Consider the following 13,250-nt stretch of genomic DNA (forward strand, 5'->3'; position numbering starts at 1 on the left):
AATGGTGTCAGACGACCCGATGGGCGAACTCCAGCACCCGAGTGACAGCCTCCCCGTCGGTCAGCAGCCCGTCGGCGATGTGCTCCTCGAACGCGACCCCGCGGATCCGGTCGGTGCCCGCCCGCGTGTCCGAGATGGGCACGATCTCGTCGTCGGACCCGTGCAACCACAACGTCGGCAGGTCACCGAGCGCCGGCCCGAAGTTGACCTCGTCCATCAGGTCGGCCAGCTCGTCGGACGCCCCGTCCCACATGCCGAGCACCGGCGACACGAGGATCAACGCCGCGAGCCCGGAATGCGTTTGCGCGTAACGAACAGCGGCGGGCGCACCGGTGAACTGTCCAATGAGGACGACCGGCCGGTCGGCGGCCTTCACCGCCGCCTCGACGTCCTCGCTCACCACGACCGGCACACCGGCGGAGCGCAGCGAGAAGGCGATGCGCTCGCCGTGCGGCAACACGGCGAGCCATCCTGGTACGTCCATTCAGGAAGCGTAGAACGCGCTGATCTCGATCCGGCCACCGGAACACACGGGCCCGAGCGTCCACGGCACGCTGAGCGGCACCGTCTCGTCAGGCGGGATGGCCGCGGCCTTCGACGGCTCGGGCTGGCACGGCCCCTCGACGGGCTCGTTGCCCGAAGGCACGACACCCCAGTGCAGGTTCGCCGAAGCCTTCCCGCCCGGCGCCAGCGTCAGCGCGGCGGGACCGGGATCGGCCTTGCGCTCGAGCTTGGTCGGCACCGCCCCGGAGGCGTTCTCCAACTGGAAACCGCTGTACCCGTTCAACGTGCACGGCGCGGTGCTCGCGTTGGTGACGACGAACTTGCCGTACCGGTTGCCCGCGCCGGCGTCGGTCGGGTCGACCTGTCCCTTCAACGCGGACGAGTCGCACCGCTTCGCGGCCGGGGCCGCCGCGCCCGTGTCGACCGCGGTGGCGGTGGACGAAGCGGAGGACGACGGCGTCGAGGTCGGCAGCGTTTGCGACGCGTTGTCCGGGGTTCTGGTCCCGCAGGCCGTCACGGAAACGAGCGCTGTGAGCACCAGTCCGGAAGCGATCAACCGTCGAGTCATGGGTGCACCTCCTACCACCGAAGGATGTGCCCAAATCTCAAGACGCCCACACAACGTGCCGGGAATTCACCGGATCCGGTGCGTCCCCCGATTGCGCACGAACATGTGTTCGGTACGGTCCGACACATGAAGACGGTGGTCCAGGTGAAGCTGCTGCCGACGCCAGGACAGGCGTCGGCGTTGGCAGCGACCCTGCACGCCTGCAACGAGGCCGCCGACTTTGTTTCACGGGTGGCGTTCGAGCGGAACGTGAAGTCTCGCAACGAATTGCAGAAGCTCTGCTACCAGGCGGTCAAGTGCGAGTTCGGACTGTCGGCTCAGCCTGCGGTGCGCGTGGTCAAGAAGGTCGTCGACGCCTACACCGCCTTGCGCGCGAACATCCGCGTCGGCAACCTCGGCGGTGTGAGATCCCGGCGCCGGATCAACGCCGAGTCGAAGCCGATCGCGTTCCGCCAGTGGGCTGCACAACCGTTTGACGACTGCTGCCTGTCGTGGGGGCTCGACGCGCGCACGGTCAGCATCTGGACCACGGCGGGCCGACTGAAGAACGTCCCGTTCGCCGGCTCGCCCGAACAGCTCGTGATGTTGCGTGCTCATCGTCGGGGCGAGTCGGATCTGGTGTCGCGGGACGGCAAGTGGTTCCTGGTCGCTACTTGCGAGATCCCGGAGAAGCCGCAGTTCGAGCCGATCGACTGGATCGGTGTCGATCGGGGGATCACCAACCTGGCCACCACGTCGGACCTCGCCAACTTCCAGGGCCGCCGCCTGCAACGGTATCGCCGCTGGCACGCACGGAAGCGCGCCGAGTTACAAGCGAAGCGCACCAAGTCCGCGACGCGCAGGGCGAAGCGCCGGGCACGTCGTGAGCAGCGGCATGCCACCCACGTCAACCACAAGATCAGCAAGGAGATCGTGGCTGTTGCCGAACGCACCGGCCGTGGTGTCGCCTTGGAGGAACTCCACGGCATCCGCGACCGGGTACGGCTCCACCGGTACCAGCGGGCCACGCAATCCTCGTGGCCGTTCCACCAGCTCGAACGCCACATCACCTACAAGGCCCGCCGCGCTGGCGTGCCCGTGCTGCTGGTGGACGCCCGCTACACCTCGCAGACATGCCCGAGGTGCAAGCACACGTCCCGCTCCAACCGTCCCACCAGGGACTCGTTCTCGTGTCGCCGGTGCGGTCTCGCTGGACCCGCCGACGTCGTCGCCGCCGTGAACATCCGTGACCGGGCACGGCGCGCGTGGGTACTTGTCAACGTGCCCTTACCCGCAGCCGCCTGAGCAGCTGCGGGTAGATGCGGCCCGGACGCCACAGCCAGTGGCGGACGAGGAACGCGAACAACACCCGAGGAGCCGAGCCGGGAGCTCTGGCTCTTCAGGGTTGAGTAGTTGACCGGATCTGGTGGACGTCCCACCCGTCAGGCAGTTCCGACATGCCCTGCACCGCCGCCGTCCAGATGTACGTCCAGGCGATCCGCCCGTCCGGCAGCACCACGCGCACGCGGCGGTAGTCCTCGCCCTCGTACTCGTCGAGCATCGGCAACGCGTCCTCCGGCGATCGCAGGCGCAGCACGAAGCCGGGCACGCCGAGGCCGGCGCCGGGGCGCAGTGCGGGGTAGCCGAGGCCCGTGTCGAACAACGTGCCGGGCAGGTGGGTCTCCTCCGCCTCGACGACGTGCGGTTCCATCAGGTGCCAAGCGCTTGCGTTCGGCTGGAGCGTGCCGTAGACGAACAGCAGCTCCGGCCAGTCGTCGGCGGACGGCTCGCCGTGCACCTCGGTCACGTCCAGTCCGTCGGTCATGGCGGCCCTTTCGCCGAGGACGAGGGCGCGTCGCTGCGAGACGTCCTCGCAACGGACCATACGGCCGTTGAAGAGCACGGGCATCCGCTTCTTGGAACCGGCCGTGTAGGCCAGCACGCTGTCGATGACGCCACCGTTGTAGAGCACCACACGGCCCGTGTGCAGGCGTACGAGGCGATAGCGCAGTCCGCGGCCCTCGCAGCGGTCCAGCACGCGCAGTTGTTCGGGCGTGGCGAACCAGACGGAGTGCTCCTCGACGTGGCCGGGGGCTGCCGCCAACGTCGCGGGGCGCTGGCCGTCGCGGGCGCGCATTCCCGCTGCCCACACAGCGGAAAGGCCCTCGCACCGTGCACGCAGCACGACCGCGGGGCCTTCGAGGCCGAGCTCCTCGCGGAGCCAGGTGACCTTGCTGGGATTGGCGTTGGAGCCGTAGCCGAGCACCGGCATTCGGGCCGCCAACGGGGGCTCGCCGTGGTTTGCGAGCCATTGGTCTAGATCGATGTTCTCCGGCTCAACTCGCCATCCCGACTCCATCGTGAGGTCCGGTCGCACTGGCCAGCCTGTTTCGTCCACGTGAACGAAACAGTGGTCTGGACGTGTGCCCGGATAGGGCTCCGCCGGATGGCTTTCGTCGGTAAACGGTTGGGCCATTGGTCCATTGTGCCAGGGCAAGGGGCCAGATCGCGCCCCCTAATCGTGACCCATCCGATGTTAAATCCCAAGATCGCACGGTTTAGTGAGAACCTTCACTGCGCATTCGAGTGAGTAACCCGATGTCTATGTGTCGACACTCCGGCGTGACTCAGGGGGCGTCATAGCTCCGTTGCGCCTGAGCGACCTCCGGGTGGTTCGCCTTGATCCAGTGCGCGAGCGCCACGAGGTGGTTCGCCGCACCCTTGCCGAGGGGCGTCAGCGTGTACTCGACGTGCGGCGGGATGACCGGCCTCACCTCGCGGTGCACGAACCCGTCGCGCTCCAGCGTCCGCAACGTCTGGGTGAGCATCTTCTCGCTGACGATCTCCAGCTCGCGGCGCAGCTCGCTGAACCGCCACGCCTCGCCGTTCGACAGCAGTTGGAGCACCAGAACTGCCCACCGGCTTGTGACGTGCTCCATGATCGCCCGCTCCGGACACATCGTGACCTGCATGCTCACCTCCACGTAAGTACCAAACTTCAAAGTGGGTACTTTCCACAGGTTAGCGCTAACCCTAGTTTCGTGGCTATGACGATCCTCATCACCGGAGCAACCGGCCAGTTCGGCAACGCAGTCGTCCGCTACGTCCTCGACCGCACGGACGAGCAAGTCATCGTGTCCGTGCGCAGCCCGGAGAAGTTCGACGTGGACGGCGTCGAGGTCCGTCAGGGCGACTTCGACAAGCCCGAGACCCTCGACTTCCGCGGCGCGGACAAGCTGCTGATCGTGTCCGCCGACGCGCACGATCCCGCCGTCCGCATCCAGCAGCACAAGAACGCCATCGCCAAGGCGGTGGAGCACGGCGTGGGCCACATCTTCTACACGAGCCTCGTCGACGCGGACACCTCGCCCGCGGGCGTCGCGGTCGTGCACAAGGCCACCGAAGAGGCCATCCGCGCCACCGGCGTCACGTTCACGTTCCTGCGCAACAGCATGTACCACGAGAACTACCTGGGTGCGCTGGCCGGCGACGTGGTCGCGGTCTCCACCAAGGACGGCCGCGTCGCGAGCGCCGCCCGTGACGACTACGCCCTCGGCGCGGCCGTCGCGCTGACCACCGAAGGCCACGAGAACCAGACCTACGAGCTCACCGGCTCGACGTCCTGGTCGTTCCCGGAGGTCGCCGGCGACCGGTTCCAGGACGTCAGCGACGAGGACCTGATCGCGGCCGGCCTGCCGCCGTTCGTCGTCGGCTTCTTCAAGGAGATCCGCGACGGCGTGTACGCCGAGGTGCGCCCGGACCTGGAGAAGCTGATCGGCCGCCCGACCCGCCCCATCGCGGTCTAGGTGAACTCGGGATGCGCCTCCGGGTGCGCGTCCCACCACTTGCGGTACTCCGGGTTGCGGTCGAGCACCGACCGGTAGGCGTCGGCGGCGCACGCGAACACCTCGTGCGCCCGCCCCGCCACCGGGGAGTCCCGGCGCGTGGCCACGAAGATGTCGGTCATCAGCGGCATCCCGCGCAACCGCCTGATCACGATGCCCTCGCCCGTGCGCGACGGTGCCGCGGCGAACGACACGCAGCCGCCCGCCACCAGTCCGCGGGCCATGCTCGCCTCGCCCGTGTGATGCGTCAGCCGCGGCACGAACCCCGCGTCGGCACAGGCCTGGAACATCTGCGTCCGGCTGCCGATGTGCTGCTTGGGCGGGGTCACCCAGTCACGGTCGGAGAGCTGGGCCAGGTCGACCTCGTCCTGCTCGACGAGCGGGTCGGTCTCCGGCAGCGCGACGAACGCCGGTTCGGTGACGAGCTTGCGCAGCTCGATGCCCGCCAGGTCACGCGCGTGCATGCCGTCGAAGAACTCGAACAGCGCCACGTGCACCTGCCCGGCCTCCAGCATGTCCACGATCTCCGCCGACGACGGCCGCACCTCCGCGCGCACGTCGTGGTTGAGTTCGCGCAGCCCCTCCACGAGCTTCGCGAAGTACAGGATCGGGATGCAGCCGAAGAACAGCGGCCCGCGCCGGTCCGTCTCCTTGGTCGTGCTCATCAGCTGGGCCATCTCGTCGAGCACGAGTCTCGCCGTGCCGAGCACGCGCCGGCCCAGGTCCGTTGGCACGCAACCGTTGCGCGTGCGGTCGAACAGCTGCCCGCCGACCAGTCTCTCGACCGTGCGCAGCTGCGCCGACAGCGCGGGTTGGGTCAGTCCGAGCCGCGTCGCGGCTCTCGTCACGCTGCCTTCCTCGGCGATGGTGCGAACCGCACGGAGGTGGCGGAGCTCCAGCTCGGGCATAAAGACCTTGTATCCCCGTTCTGAATGCACCGCCACCCTTCGATCGGGCCATAGTGAGGGGCAAGATCTTCCGGCCCGGCGCTTGCGGCAGCGTTACTCGGGTCCGGTGCGGGAGGGTGCACCCCCGCGGTTCGACGCCGCCGCCGCGCACCCTGCGCTCCGCGGCGGCGGCGTCGAACCCATGGCATCGCCGCAGCGCACCCGGCCTGGTCAACCTCACGGCGGACCTTGGGTGGTCGAGGTACCGAGGACCGGTGCGCTCCCACTCACAGCCGGTCCCGGGCGCGCGGGACCGGCTGTGGCCGGTTTCAGCGAGTTCGCGTCGGTCGCCCGGTCACCCGCTCGTGCCGAAATCGGCGGAGCCCATTTCGGTGCGGGCGAGTCGGCCGGGCGGCCGACTGAAAGGCGAACTCGCCGCCGTCTGCGGAGCAGCGGCAATCAAACACCGATGACCACCGCGGCCCCGGTGACGCTGACCCGACGATCTTCACGGGTCGCGTCGACCTCCAGCCGTGACGGCCTCCCCATGTCCTCGCCCTGGCTGATGACGAACCGTTGCGGCCCTTCGAGGTCACGCAGGTACCCGCCGAACGCCGCGGCGGCAGCCCCCGTCGCCGCGTCCTCCACCACGCCGCCGACCGGGAACGGGTCGCGGGCGTGCACCAGGCCCGCGTCGTCGCGCCACCACAGGTGCACGGTCGTCAGGTCGTGCGCCAGCATCAGGTCGCGCAACGCGTCGAAGTCGTAGTCGAGCGTGCGCAGTTGCTCGCGGTCCTTCAGCGGGATGAGCAGGTGGCGGGCGCCGCCGAAGCCGACGTGCACCGGCGCGTCGCCGATCTCGGCGTATCCCAGCGCCTCCAGGGCCTGCTTCACCAGCTCGGGTTCTGCCTCGGACGTGCTGGTCGGCACGCTCGTCAGGGTCGCGGTGCCGGCCGCGGTCTCGATGGTGATCTCACCGGCGGGCGTGTGGAACGTCAGCAGGCCGTCGCCGATGCGTTCGGCCAGCGCGACGGCCGTGGCGATGGTGGCGTGGCCGCAGAACGGCACTTCCGCCTTGGGACTGAAGTACCGGACGTCGAACTCCCGCTCACCCGAACCCGGCAGCACGAACGCCGTCTCGGAGTAGTTCACCTCGGCCGCGATCGCGAGCATCTCGTCGTCGGACAGGCCGGTCGCGTCCAGCACCACACCCGCCGGGTTGCCGCCTGCCGGATCCTTCGTGAACGCGCTGTAGCGCAGTACCCCACTCATACTTCGCTGCAACACGTAGCAGTGCTGAAGTCTTCCGCCCACGTACCTGCTGGTGAAGTACGTCAGCCCGGCCTTCTCCAGCACGCGGCCGGAAGCGACGTTGCCGTCCTGGTGGCCGGCGACGACCCGGTCGGCGAACGTGAGCGCCTTGTCCCGCAGCTGCTCGGCGATCCGCGTCGCGACACCGCGGCCCCAATGGTCCGGATCCACCCAATAGCCGATCTCGATCTCGCCGGGACCGCCGTGCAGCATCTGCCCGATCCCGACGACCTCCCCGTCCTCGACGACCGCGTGCAGACCGAAACCGTGGTCCTCTCAGTGCCGCAACGCCTGCTCGTGGCGTTCGATCACGTAGTCCTGCGTCCAGGGCTTCCCGTCGGCGACGTACGTGGTCATCCGCGGGTCGGTCGCCCAGCGCCGCAAGTGTTCGAAGTGCTCGTCTCCCCACCGCACCAGCTCCATGACACTCATCGTGCCTCAGCGGAACTGGGGGAGAAGTCCTTCACAGGTGCGGACGACGATCTGGGCGGCCTTGCGGTGGTCGTTCGGCGCGTGCACGTCGGCGGCCTGCGCCTGCCACCGCAGCAGCGCGTCGAGCAACGCCTCCCGCAGCTCGCCGTGATCGGCCTCGTACTCGAAACCCAGGCGCGCCAACGGACTCGTGCCCTCGGCGCCGACCAGCCGCAACGCCTCGGCCTGGAGCTCGGCCGGCAGCTTCGTGCGTCCGGACTGCAACGCGGCGACGAGCCGCAGCTCGCGGAAGTCGTGGGCGGAGGCGACGACCCGTTCGAGGTCGGCCATCAGCTTGCGGGCGTTCTGCCGCGGCTCCATCCGGAACAGCACGTCCAGCGCCAGCAGGGCCGAGCGCGCCTTGAGGATCTCGCGGCGCTCGGTGAAGTGGATCGCGATCGAGTCGCGCAGCTCGCCGAGCCCGCTGCGCTGCACCAGCTGACCGGTGAGCTTCACCTGGGAGTCGAAGCCCTGCCGGATCAACGCGGTGATCAGCCGGACGCCGAAGATCCCGAACCGTTCGAGCAACGCCTGCCGCACCGCCGGTTCCATCGGCACCGGGAACTGCTCGCCGACGAACCTGTCCGCCGACAGCAGGTGGTCCTCCAGCTCCTCGCGGCCGAGGGAGGCGAGGATCCGCAACGCCTGGAACTCGTCCTCCCGCAACGTCTTCGCGGCCACCGCGAGCAGCCCGGCGACCGAGACCACGTTCTGGCACAACGGTTGCACCGCCACGTCCCGGCGGTAGCGGCGCGCGATCTGCTTGGCCGACGACAGCGCGTCGATCCGTCCGGCACCGATCTCGTCGGCACGGGCGAGCACCGCGACCGTGTGCACCGCGGCGACGCGGGCGATCGGGTGGTCGTTGGCGGACTGGAGGAACTTCAGGTCGTCGTCCTGGACGTGCCGCATCAGGTAGAGCAGGGCGTCCGCCTCACCGAGCACCTGCTCCGGCGTCGCCTCGGCGGGGGTGTCGATCAGCACGATGTCCCGCAACGTCCGTGCGGGCCACTCGACGACGACGCGGTCCGCACGGTCGACGTGACCGGTCTCGACGTGGTGCCTGCTGCCGCGCCTGCCGATCGTCACCTCGTGCGGCCTGCCGGGTCCGGAGAACACGTGCGCCCGCGGCTCGGTTCCGCCGCGGTACCAGACGAACGAGCTCTGCGGCGTGAACTCGTCACCGACGAGCGCACTGACCACAGTGGACTTGCCGATGCGCGACCGGCCGGCCACCGCGATGCGCACGGGCTCGGTGTAGCGCTCGACGTGCGAACGCAGCCAGGCCGTGGCGCGCGGGCTGTCGCGGTAGACGGCGAGCGCCTCCTGCAGCATCGACCAGACGACGCGGTCCAAAGTCACGCGGAGAGCTCCATCGCGGGACCCCCGAGCGCCTGGACGCGCTTGTAGAGCGTGACCAGCTTGTCCAGTTCCTTGCGGCCTTCCCGCATCCGGCGCTCGCGTTCGGTCTGGTCGTCCTGCACAGCGCGCTTGGCGCTGCGGGCCGACTCCAGCAACGTCTCCTGCAGCTCTTCCGCGAGCGTGCTGAAGTGGTTGCGCAGGGAGCGCTGGATGTGGCGGCCGGCGTCGCGGACGTCCTTGGAGAACTTCATGAAGAAGTCGTCGACGTGCCGTTGCGCGGCGGCCTTCGCGGCGGCCTGGCGGCGCTTGAGCCGCTGGTCGCTCTCGTCGAGGATCGACTTGCCGCCGAACAACGCGCCGGCGCCGAGCGAGATCACGTTGATCAGCGGCATGCCGGCGAGGGAGGTGACCAGACCGAACATCAGCACGCCGCCGTAGGAACCGCGCAGGCCGGTGAAGAGCTTCTGCGGCACGGAGAACGGCTCGATCTTCGGCTTCTCCAGCTTGCTCGCGGGCTCCAGCAGGTCGTCGGGCAGCACCGAACCGGGGATGAGGTCCTCCCGGTAGACGGGGAAGTTCTTCGCGACCTTCGCCGCGACCCACTCCGCACGTTCCATCAGCCAGGCGAAGTTCGTGGTGGCGGCCTCGTTGAGGTTGTCCTCCAGCCATTGCTCGAACTGGTCCCAGCCGATCGCGGGGTCGGCCTCGTCGTAGGTCTTGTCGACCTCGCGCAGGATCTTGCGGGTGCGGTCGCGCAGGTCGTACTCGACGTCGGAGATCAGGTCGGCCATCTCGTCGTTGAGCACGTTCTGCCAGCGCGCGGACCGGCGGCGGAGTTCGTCGACGCGCCGCTGGGCCTCCTGCAACGTCGAGATCGTGGCGGCCGTGCGCGACGAGTCGTGGGCCGTCAGCTCCTCGCGCAACGGCGTGACGAGCTGGGTGAGCGCGCTGGACGCGACGACGGCGACGGCGCGGCGGGCCAGCAGGTCGGCGCTCGCCACGATGTCGCGCTGCACGCACGCCAGCAGTTCGGGGAAGCCGGACTCGGTGTTGAGCCGCTGGTCACCGGTCTTCGCCGCACGCAGCCGCAGGGCCGACGAGACGGGGATGAGCTTGGCCGGAACGCCGGCGCGGGCGAGCAGCGCCCTGTTGCGTTCCACGACGGCCCGCCAGCTCGGCACGAGGTCGATCTTGGTGACGACCACCGTGACGTTCGGGCAGGCCTGCATGACCTTCTTGAGCAGCGTCATCTCCGCGGACGTCAGCTCGCCGGTCGCGTCGGACACCATCAGCACCGCGTCGGCCTGCATCAGCGTCGCGAACGTGCTGGCGGTGTGCGCGGACCGGGTGTCGCCGACGCCGGGGGTGTCGATCAGGACCAGGCCGTTGTCGAGCAGCGCGCGGGGGATGCCGATCTCGGCGCGCACGACGTGCTGCGCGTGCGCCGTGGAGACCTGCTTGGTGACCTGGTCGATCGGCACGGCGATGCGTTCGGTCGGCGTGTGGAAGATCGAGCCGCGTGCGGACGAGTTGCGGACCAGCGCGGCCGACGGGGTGTCGGCGTGCTGCACGAAGGTCGGGACGGTCGTCGTGATGTCGTCGCCGACCGCGCAGACGGGCGCGTTGAGCAACGCGTTGACGAGCTGACTCTTGCCTTGTTTGGACTCGCCGACGACGAGTACGCGCAACTTGGGGTCGAGTTGCTGTGCCCGCTTTTCGCGCAGCCGGGCCTCCAGATCGGGCCTCCGGTGCGTGACGCAGGCCCCGATCGTCTCGTCGAGCACGTCGAGCCAGGGCGGTGCCATCACCTGACTCATAGTGCCGTGTTCACCCCCTTGGGTGAAAGTCTCGAACGCAGAACCGGTTCCGTTCAGGGGAGACCGGGCTGTTCGGAGGGGCGGTGACGTTTCTCACCGCGTTCACGTTTTTCCTGTTGAGACACCGAACCGGCCCTGTCAGGTGCGACAGGGCCGGTCCGCGGGAGGGTGGCTCAGCCGAGCAGGCCGCCCAGGTCGAGGTCGTGCACGACCGGCAGGTCGCTCGCCACGTGGGTGACGTTGCCGACCACGTTGCCGACGCCGGCGGTGTCGCCGACCACGCTGGTCGCGCTGTGGGTGACGCCGGTGGCGGTGTCGACCACGCCGGTGGCGGCGTGGGTGACCTGGCCGATGGTGTCGTGCGACGACAGGTTGACGTTGCCGGTGGAGAGGTCGGTCAGGCCGCTCACGTTGAGAGCGCCGCCCAGGGAGGCGTCGGTGCCGCCGAGAACGCCCAGCGTGTCGTGGGTCAGGTCGCCCACGCCGCCGAGGTGGCCGAGGATGCCGTCGGTGCCGGGGACGACGCTCGTGGCGGTCGACAGGGTCGAGTCGACGGTCGAGGTCGCGGTGTCGGCCACGTCGAGCGCGGTGCCGGTGACCGGGGACGCGGTCTGGTCGAGGACCGACGTCACGTCGCCGATGACGGAGAAGTCGCCGCCGAGGCCCAGGTTGGTCGAGGTGAACTGACCGAGGGTCTTGTTCGCCGCGATCAGGTTGAGTCCGTGCTCGTCAGCGGCGAGAACGCCGGCCGACGAGGTGTGGAGCTCGCTGAGGTTCAGGCCCGACGAGGTCAGCTGCGACGTGACCGCCTGCAGCTGGCTGATGGCGCCGAGCGGGCCCTCCGCGAGCAGGTCGTCCGTCGGCAGCGACAGGTCGAGGTCGTTGACGGCGGGCAGGCCGTCGACGGCGGGGACCAGGTCGAGGACCAGCGGGATGACCTCCTGCACGTCCACGGCCGTGATGTCTGCCAGGCCAGCCTGCTCCAGCGTGCCCTGAGCGTCGGCGGCGAACGCGGCCTTGAGCGACGGGTCGCTGAGCAGGTTGAGCACGAAGTCGTGGAGCGTGCTGGGCTGAATCATCTGAAGGAACTCCTGTTGCGGGACGTGGCATTGGGGTGTGGCGCAGAAGCTATGAGAGCGGGGCCGCCCCCAACATCGGGGATCACTCCCAGTGAATCCCCGTTCCCCAATGGGGTGACGCTCGTTGACCCCCTAGGGGATTAGGGGCACTGCTTGAGCGCCTCTCGTTCACCCGTGTAGGTACTGGTCGCTCCTGCGAACAGGTGAGGGAGAGACTTGCCGTACGTACTCGGAGTCGATGTCGGGACCACCCGCACGACTGCTGCCGTGTGCCGCCTCGACGGCGCCCGGGATGCCGAGATCGCACTGGTCGTGCCGTCGTCTTTGCAGCTCACGGACGCGGGGACGTTCTCGGTCGGTGAGTTCGGCGCGGTCGGCTGGACGGCCACCGGCTTCGCCAGACGCGTGGGCGACGCGGTGCCGTTCTCGCTGGGGCCCGAGACGTGCCCGGCCGAGGAGCTCACCGCGTTGCTGATCATGTGGATCATCGGTGAGGTCGTCGCCCGAGAGGGTGAACAGCCTCGTCACGTGGCCGTGAGTCACCCAGCCGGGTGGGGCCCCTATCGCCGGGGGCAGCTCTACGCGGCGTTGCGGGCTGTCGGCGTGCACGACGTGACGCTCGTTCCAGAGCCGTTGGCGGCCGCCGAGAACCACGCCGTGCGCTCCCGTGTGGTGCCGGACTCGTCGTTGGCGGTGTTCTCGCTGGGCAGCCACGCGTTCTCCGCGGCGGTCGTGAAGCGGTCGCAGCACCGGACGTTCGAGCTGGTCAACCACGTCGACGGCGTCGACCACCACACCGGTGCCGACTTCGACGACCTGCTGGCGGCGCTGGTGCGCGGCCGGCTCGGCAGCGACGGGTTCGTGTCGGTCGCCGAGTGCGAGGCGGCGAAGCGGGCGTTCGGTCCGTCGGTGGTGATCAGCGGGGTCGAGATCGGCCGAGACGAGTTCGTCGAGGAGATCCGTCCGTCGGTCGACCACCTGGTCAGCACGTTCGTGCGCGCGTTGGGGACCGTGCAGCCCGACGCGGTGCTGCTCGTCGGCGGTGGTTGCCGCATGCCGGCGATCGGCGACGCGCTGTCGGCCGCCGTCGACTGCCGCGTGCTGGCCGAGGTCGCCCCCGAGCACTCGGTCGCCAAGGGCCTGGCGGTCGCCGCCCGGCTGGTCGTCGTGGGACCGGAGGCCGAGCCGGAGCCGCTCGAGACCTCGGTCCTGGTGCACACCCGCGAGGCGTCGCTGCGGTTCCCCGTCGGCGAGATCGCGAGCCCTGACGACGAAGAGTTCACCGCGCCACCGCCCCGCCCGCCGGTGGACGTGTCCCCGCTGGACCTGCCGCCGCGCCGGGTGAAGCGCGTGGCCAGCGCGCTGAACCCCGTTGGACGCAGGTCCAGCTCCCGCTCCCGAGATGATGAGGACGGCCGTTGAGCGTG

Annotated in this window: 13 protein-coding genes and 1 pseudogene; 3 read left to right on the plus strand and 11 right to left on the minus strand. The window is 69.3% G+C overall.

Annotation, left to right across the window (positions count from 1 at the left end; all coding sequences use genetic code 11):
- Positions 1-7 precede the first annotated feature (7 nt).
- Both AOM45_RS25870 and AOM45_RS25875 read right to left on the minus strand, forming a co-directional pair.
- Positions 8-484, minus strand: a complete 477-nt coding sequence (locus tag AOM45_RS25870) for an alpha/beta hydrolase (protein ID WP_051783379.1) — start codon at positions 482-484, stop codon at positions 8-10.
- Positions 485-1,072 carry a DUF4232 domain-containing protein gene (locus tag AOM45_RS25875; protein ID WP_030467710.1) on the minus strand — a complete coding sequence of 196 codons (588 nt, stop codon included), beginning with the start codon at positions 1,070-1,072 and terminating at the stop codon, positions 485-487.
- A gap of 126 nt (positions 1,073-1,198) precedes the next feature.
- On the opposite strand from AOM45_RS25875, the gene AOM45_RS25880 reads away from it, so the two are divergent.
- Positions 1,199-2,356, plus strand: a complete 1,158-nt coding sequence (locus AOM45_RS25880) for an RNA-guided endonuclease InsQ/TnpB family protein (protein WP_030467709.1) — start codon at positions 1,199-1,201, stop codon at positions 2,354-2,356.
- Between the two features lie 94 nt (positions 2,357-2,450).
- Here AOM45_RS25880 and AOM45_RS25885 read toward each other — a convergent pair whose 3' ends face one another.
- Both AOM45_RS25885 and AOM45_RS25890 read right to left on the minus strand, forming a co-directional pair.
- Complete coding sequence (locus tag AOM45_RS25885) at positions 2,451-3,335, minus strand: gamma-glutamylcyclotransferase family protein (protein ID WP_236703826.1); 885 nt, start codon at positions 3,333-3,335, stop codon at positions 2,451-2,453.
- A gap of 343 nt (positions 3,336-3,678) precedes the next feature.
- On the minus strand, positions 3,679-4,023 hold the full coding sequence (locus AOM45_RS25890) for a winged helix-turn-helix transcriptional regulator (RefSeq protein ID WP_035910299.1): 345 nt from the start codon (positions 4,021-4,023) through the stop codon (positions 3,679-3,681).
- Between the two features lie 75 nt (positions 4,024-4,098).
- Here AOM45_RS25890 and AOM45_RS25895 point away from each other — a divergent pair, with 75 nt between their 5' ends.
- The gene (locus tag AOM45_RS25895; protein WP_030467706.1) at positions 4,099-4,857 is read left to right on the plus strand and encodes an SDR family oxidoreductase; all 759 of its coding nucleotides are present in this window, start codon (positions 4,099-4,101) and stop codon (positions 4,855-4,857) included.
- Here the strand turns inward: AOM45_RS25895 and AOM45_RS25900 are convergent.
- The 7 genes and pseudogenes from AOM45_RS25900 to AOM45_RS25920 form a co-directional block, all read right to left on the minus strand.
- The gene (locus AOM45_RS25900) at positions 4,854-5,804 is read right to left on the minus strand and encodes a LysR family transcriptional regulator (RefSeq protein WP_030467705.1); all 951 of its coding nucleotides are present in this window, start codon (positions 5,802-5,804) and stop codon (positions 4,854-4,856) included. The genes AOM45_RS25895 and AOM45_RS25900 overlap by 4 nt on opposite strands.
- A 438-nt stretch (positions 5,805-6,242) precedes the next feature.
- Complete coding sequence (locus AOM45_RS25905; RefSeq protein ID WP_030467704.1) at positions 6,243-7,055, minus strand: PhzF family phenazine biosynthesis protein; 813 nt, start codon at positions 7,053-7,055, stop codon at positions 6,243-6,245.
- A 75-nt stretch (positions 7,056-7,130) separates the two neighbouring features.
- Positions 7,131-7,355: pseudogene (locus AOM45_RS53545) on the minus strand (GNAT family N-acetyltransferase); the annotation flags it as partial.
- A gap of 15 nt (positions 7,356-7,370) precedes the next feature.
- Positions 7,371-7,517 (minus strand): hypothetical protein, encoded by a 147-nt coding sequence (locus AOM45_RS51105; RefSeq protein ID WP_156093822.1) that lies wholly within the window; start codon positions 7,515-7,517, stop codon positions 7,371-7,373.
- 15 nt (positions 7,518-7,532) lie between these two features.
- Entirely contained in the window at positions 7,533-8,927 is a 1,395-nt protein-coding gene (locus tag AOM45_RS25910; protein WP_051783377.1) for a P-loop NTPase family protein, read from the minus strand.
- Positions 8,924-10,744: a dynamin family protein gene (locus tag AOM45_RS25915; RefSeq protein ID WP_236703827.1), complete on the minus strand. Its 1,821-nt coding sequence runs from the start codon at positions 10,742-10,744 to the stop codon at positions 8,924-8,926. Before AOM45_RS25915 ends, AOM45_RS25910 begins: the two co-directional genes overlap by 4 nt.
- 173 nt (positions 10,745-10,917) lie before the next feature.
- On the minus strand, positions 10,918-11,823 hold the full coding sequence (locus AOM45_RS25920; protein WP_030467702.1) for an IniB N-terminal domain-containing protein: 906 nt from the start codon (positions 11,821-11,823) through the stop codon (positions 10,918-10,920).
- A gap of 216 nt (positions 11,824-12,039) precedes the next feature.
- On the opposite strand from AOM45_RS25920, the gene AOM45_RS25925 reads away from it, so the two are divergent.
- On the plus strand, positions 12,040-13,245 hold the full coding sequence (locus AOM45_RS25925; protein ID WP_030467701.1) for an Hsp70 family protein: 1,206 nt from the start codon (positions 12,040-12,042) through the stop codon (positions 13,243-13,245).
- The last annotated feature ends 5 nt before the right edge of the window (positions 13,246-13,250 follow it).

The organism is Lentzea aerocolonigenes (assembly GCF_000974445.1).
Taxonomy (GTDB): Bacteria; Actinomycetota; Actinomycetes; order Mycobacteriales; family Pseudonocardiaceae; genus Lentzea; species Lentzea aerocolonigenes.

Excerpts from the sequence above, each read along its gene's own strand:
- AOM45_RS25870 (WP_051783379.1), bottom strand. The coding sequence starts at position 484 with ATGGACGTACCAGGATGGCTCGCCGTGTTGCCGCACGGCGAGCGCATC.
- AOM45_RS25875 (WP_030467710.1), bottom strand. The coding sequence starts at position 1,072 with ATGACTCGACGGTTGATCGCTTCCGGACTGGTGCTCACAGCGCTCGTT.
- AOM45_RS25880 (WP_030467709.1), top strand. The coding sequence starts at position 1,199 with ATGAAGACGGTGGTCCAGGTGAAGCTGCTGCCGACGCCAGGACAGGCG.
- AOM45_RS25890 (WP_035910299.1), bottom strand. The coding sequence starts at position 4,023 with ATGCAGGTCACGATGTGTCCGGAGCGGGCGATCATGGAGCACGTCACA.
- AOM45_RS25895 (WP_030467706.1), top strand. The coding sequence starts at position 4,099 with ATGACGATCCTCATCACCGGAGCAACCGGCCAGTTCGGCAACGCAGTC.
- AOM45_RS25900 (WP_030467705.1), bottom strand. The coding sequence starts at position 5,804 with ATGCCCGAGCTGGAGCTCCGCCACCTCCGTGCGGTTCGCACCATCGCC.
- AOM45_RS25905 (WP_030467704.1), bottom strand. The coding sequence starts at position 7,055 with ATGAGTGGGGTACTGCGCTACAGCGCGTTCACGAAGGATCCGGCAGGC.
- AOM45_RS51105 (WP_156093822.1), bottom strand. The coding sequence starts at position 7,517 with ATGGAGCTGGTGCGGTGGGGAGACGAGCACTTCGAACACTTGCGGCGC.
- AOM45_RS25915 (WP_236703827.1), bottom strand. The coding sequence starts at position 10,744 with ATGAGTCAGGTGATGGCACCGCCCTGGCTCGACGTGCTCGACGAGACG.
- AOM45_RS25920 (WP_030467702.1), bottom strand. The coding sequence starts at position 11,823 with ATGATTCAGCCCAGCACGCTCCACGACTTCGTGCTCAACCTGCTCAGC.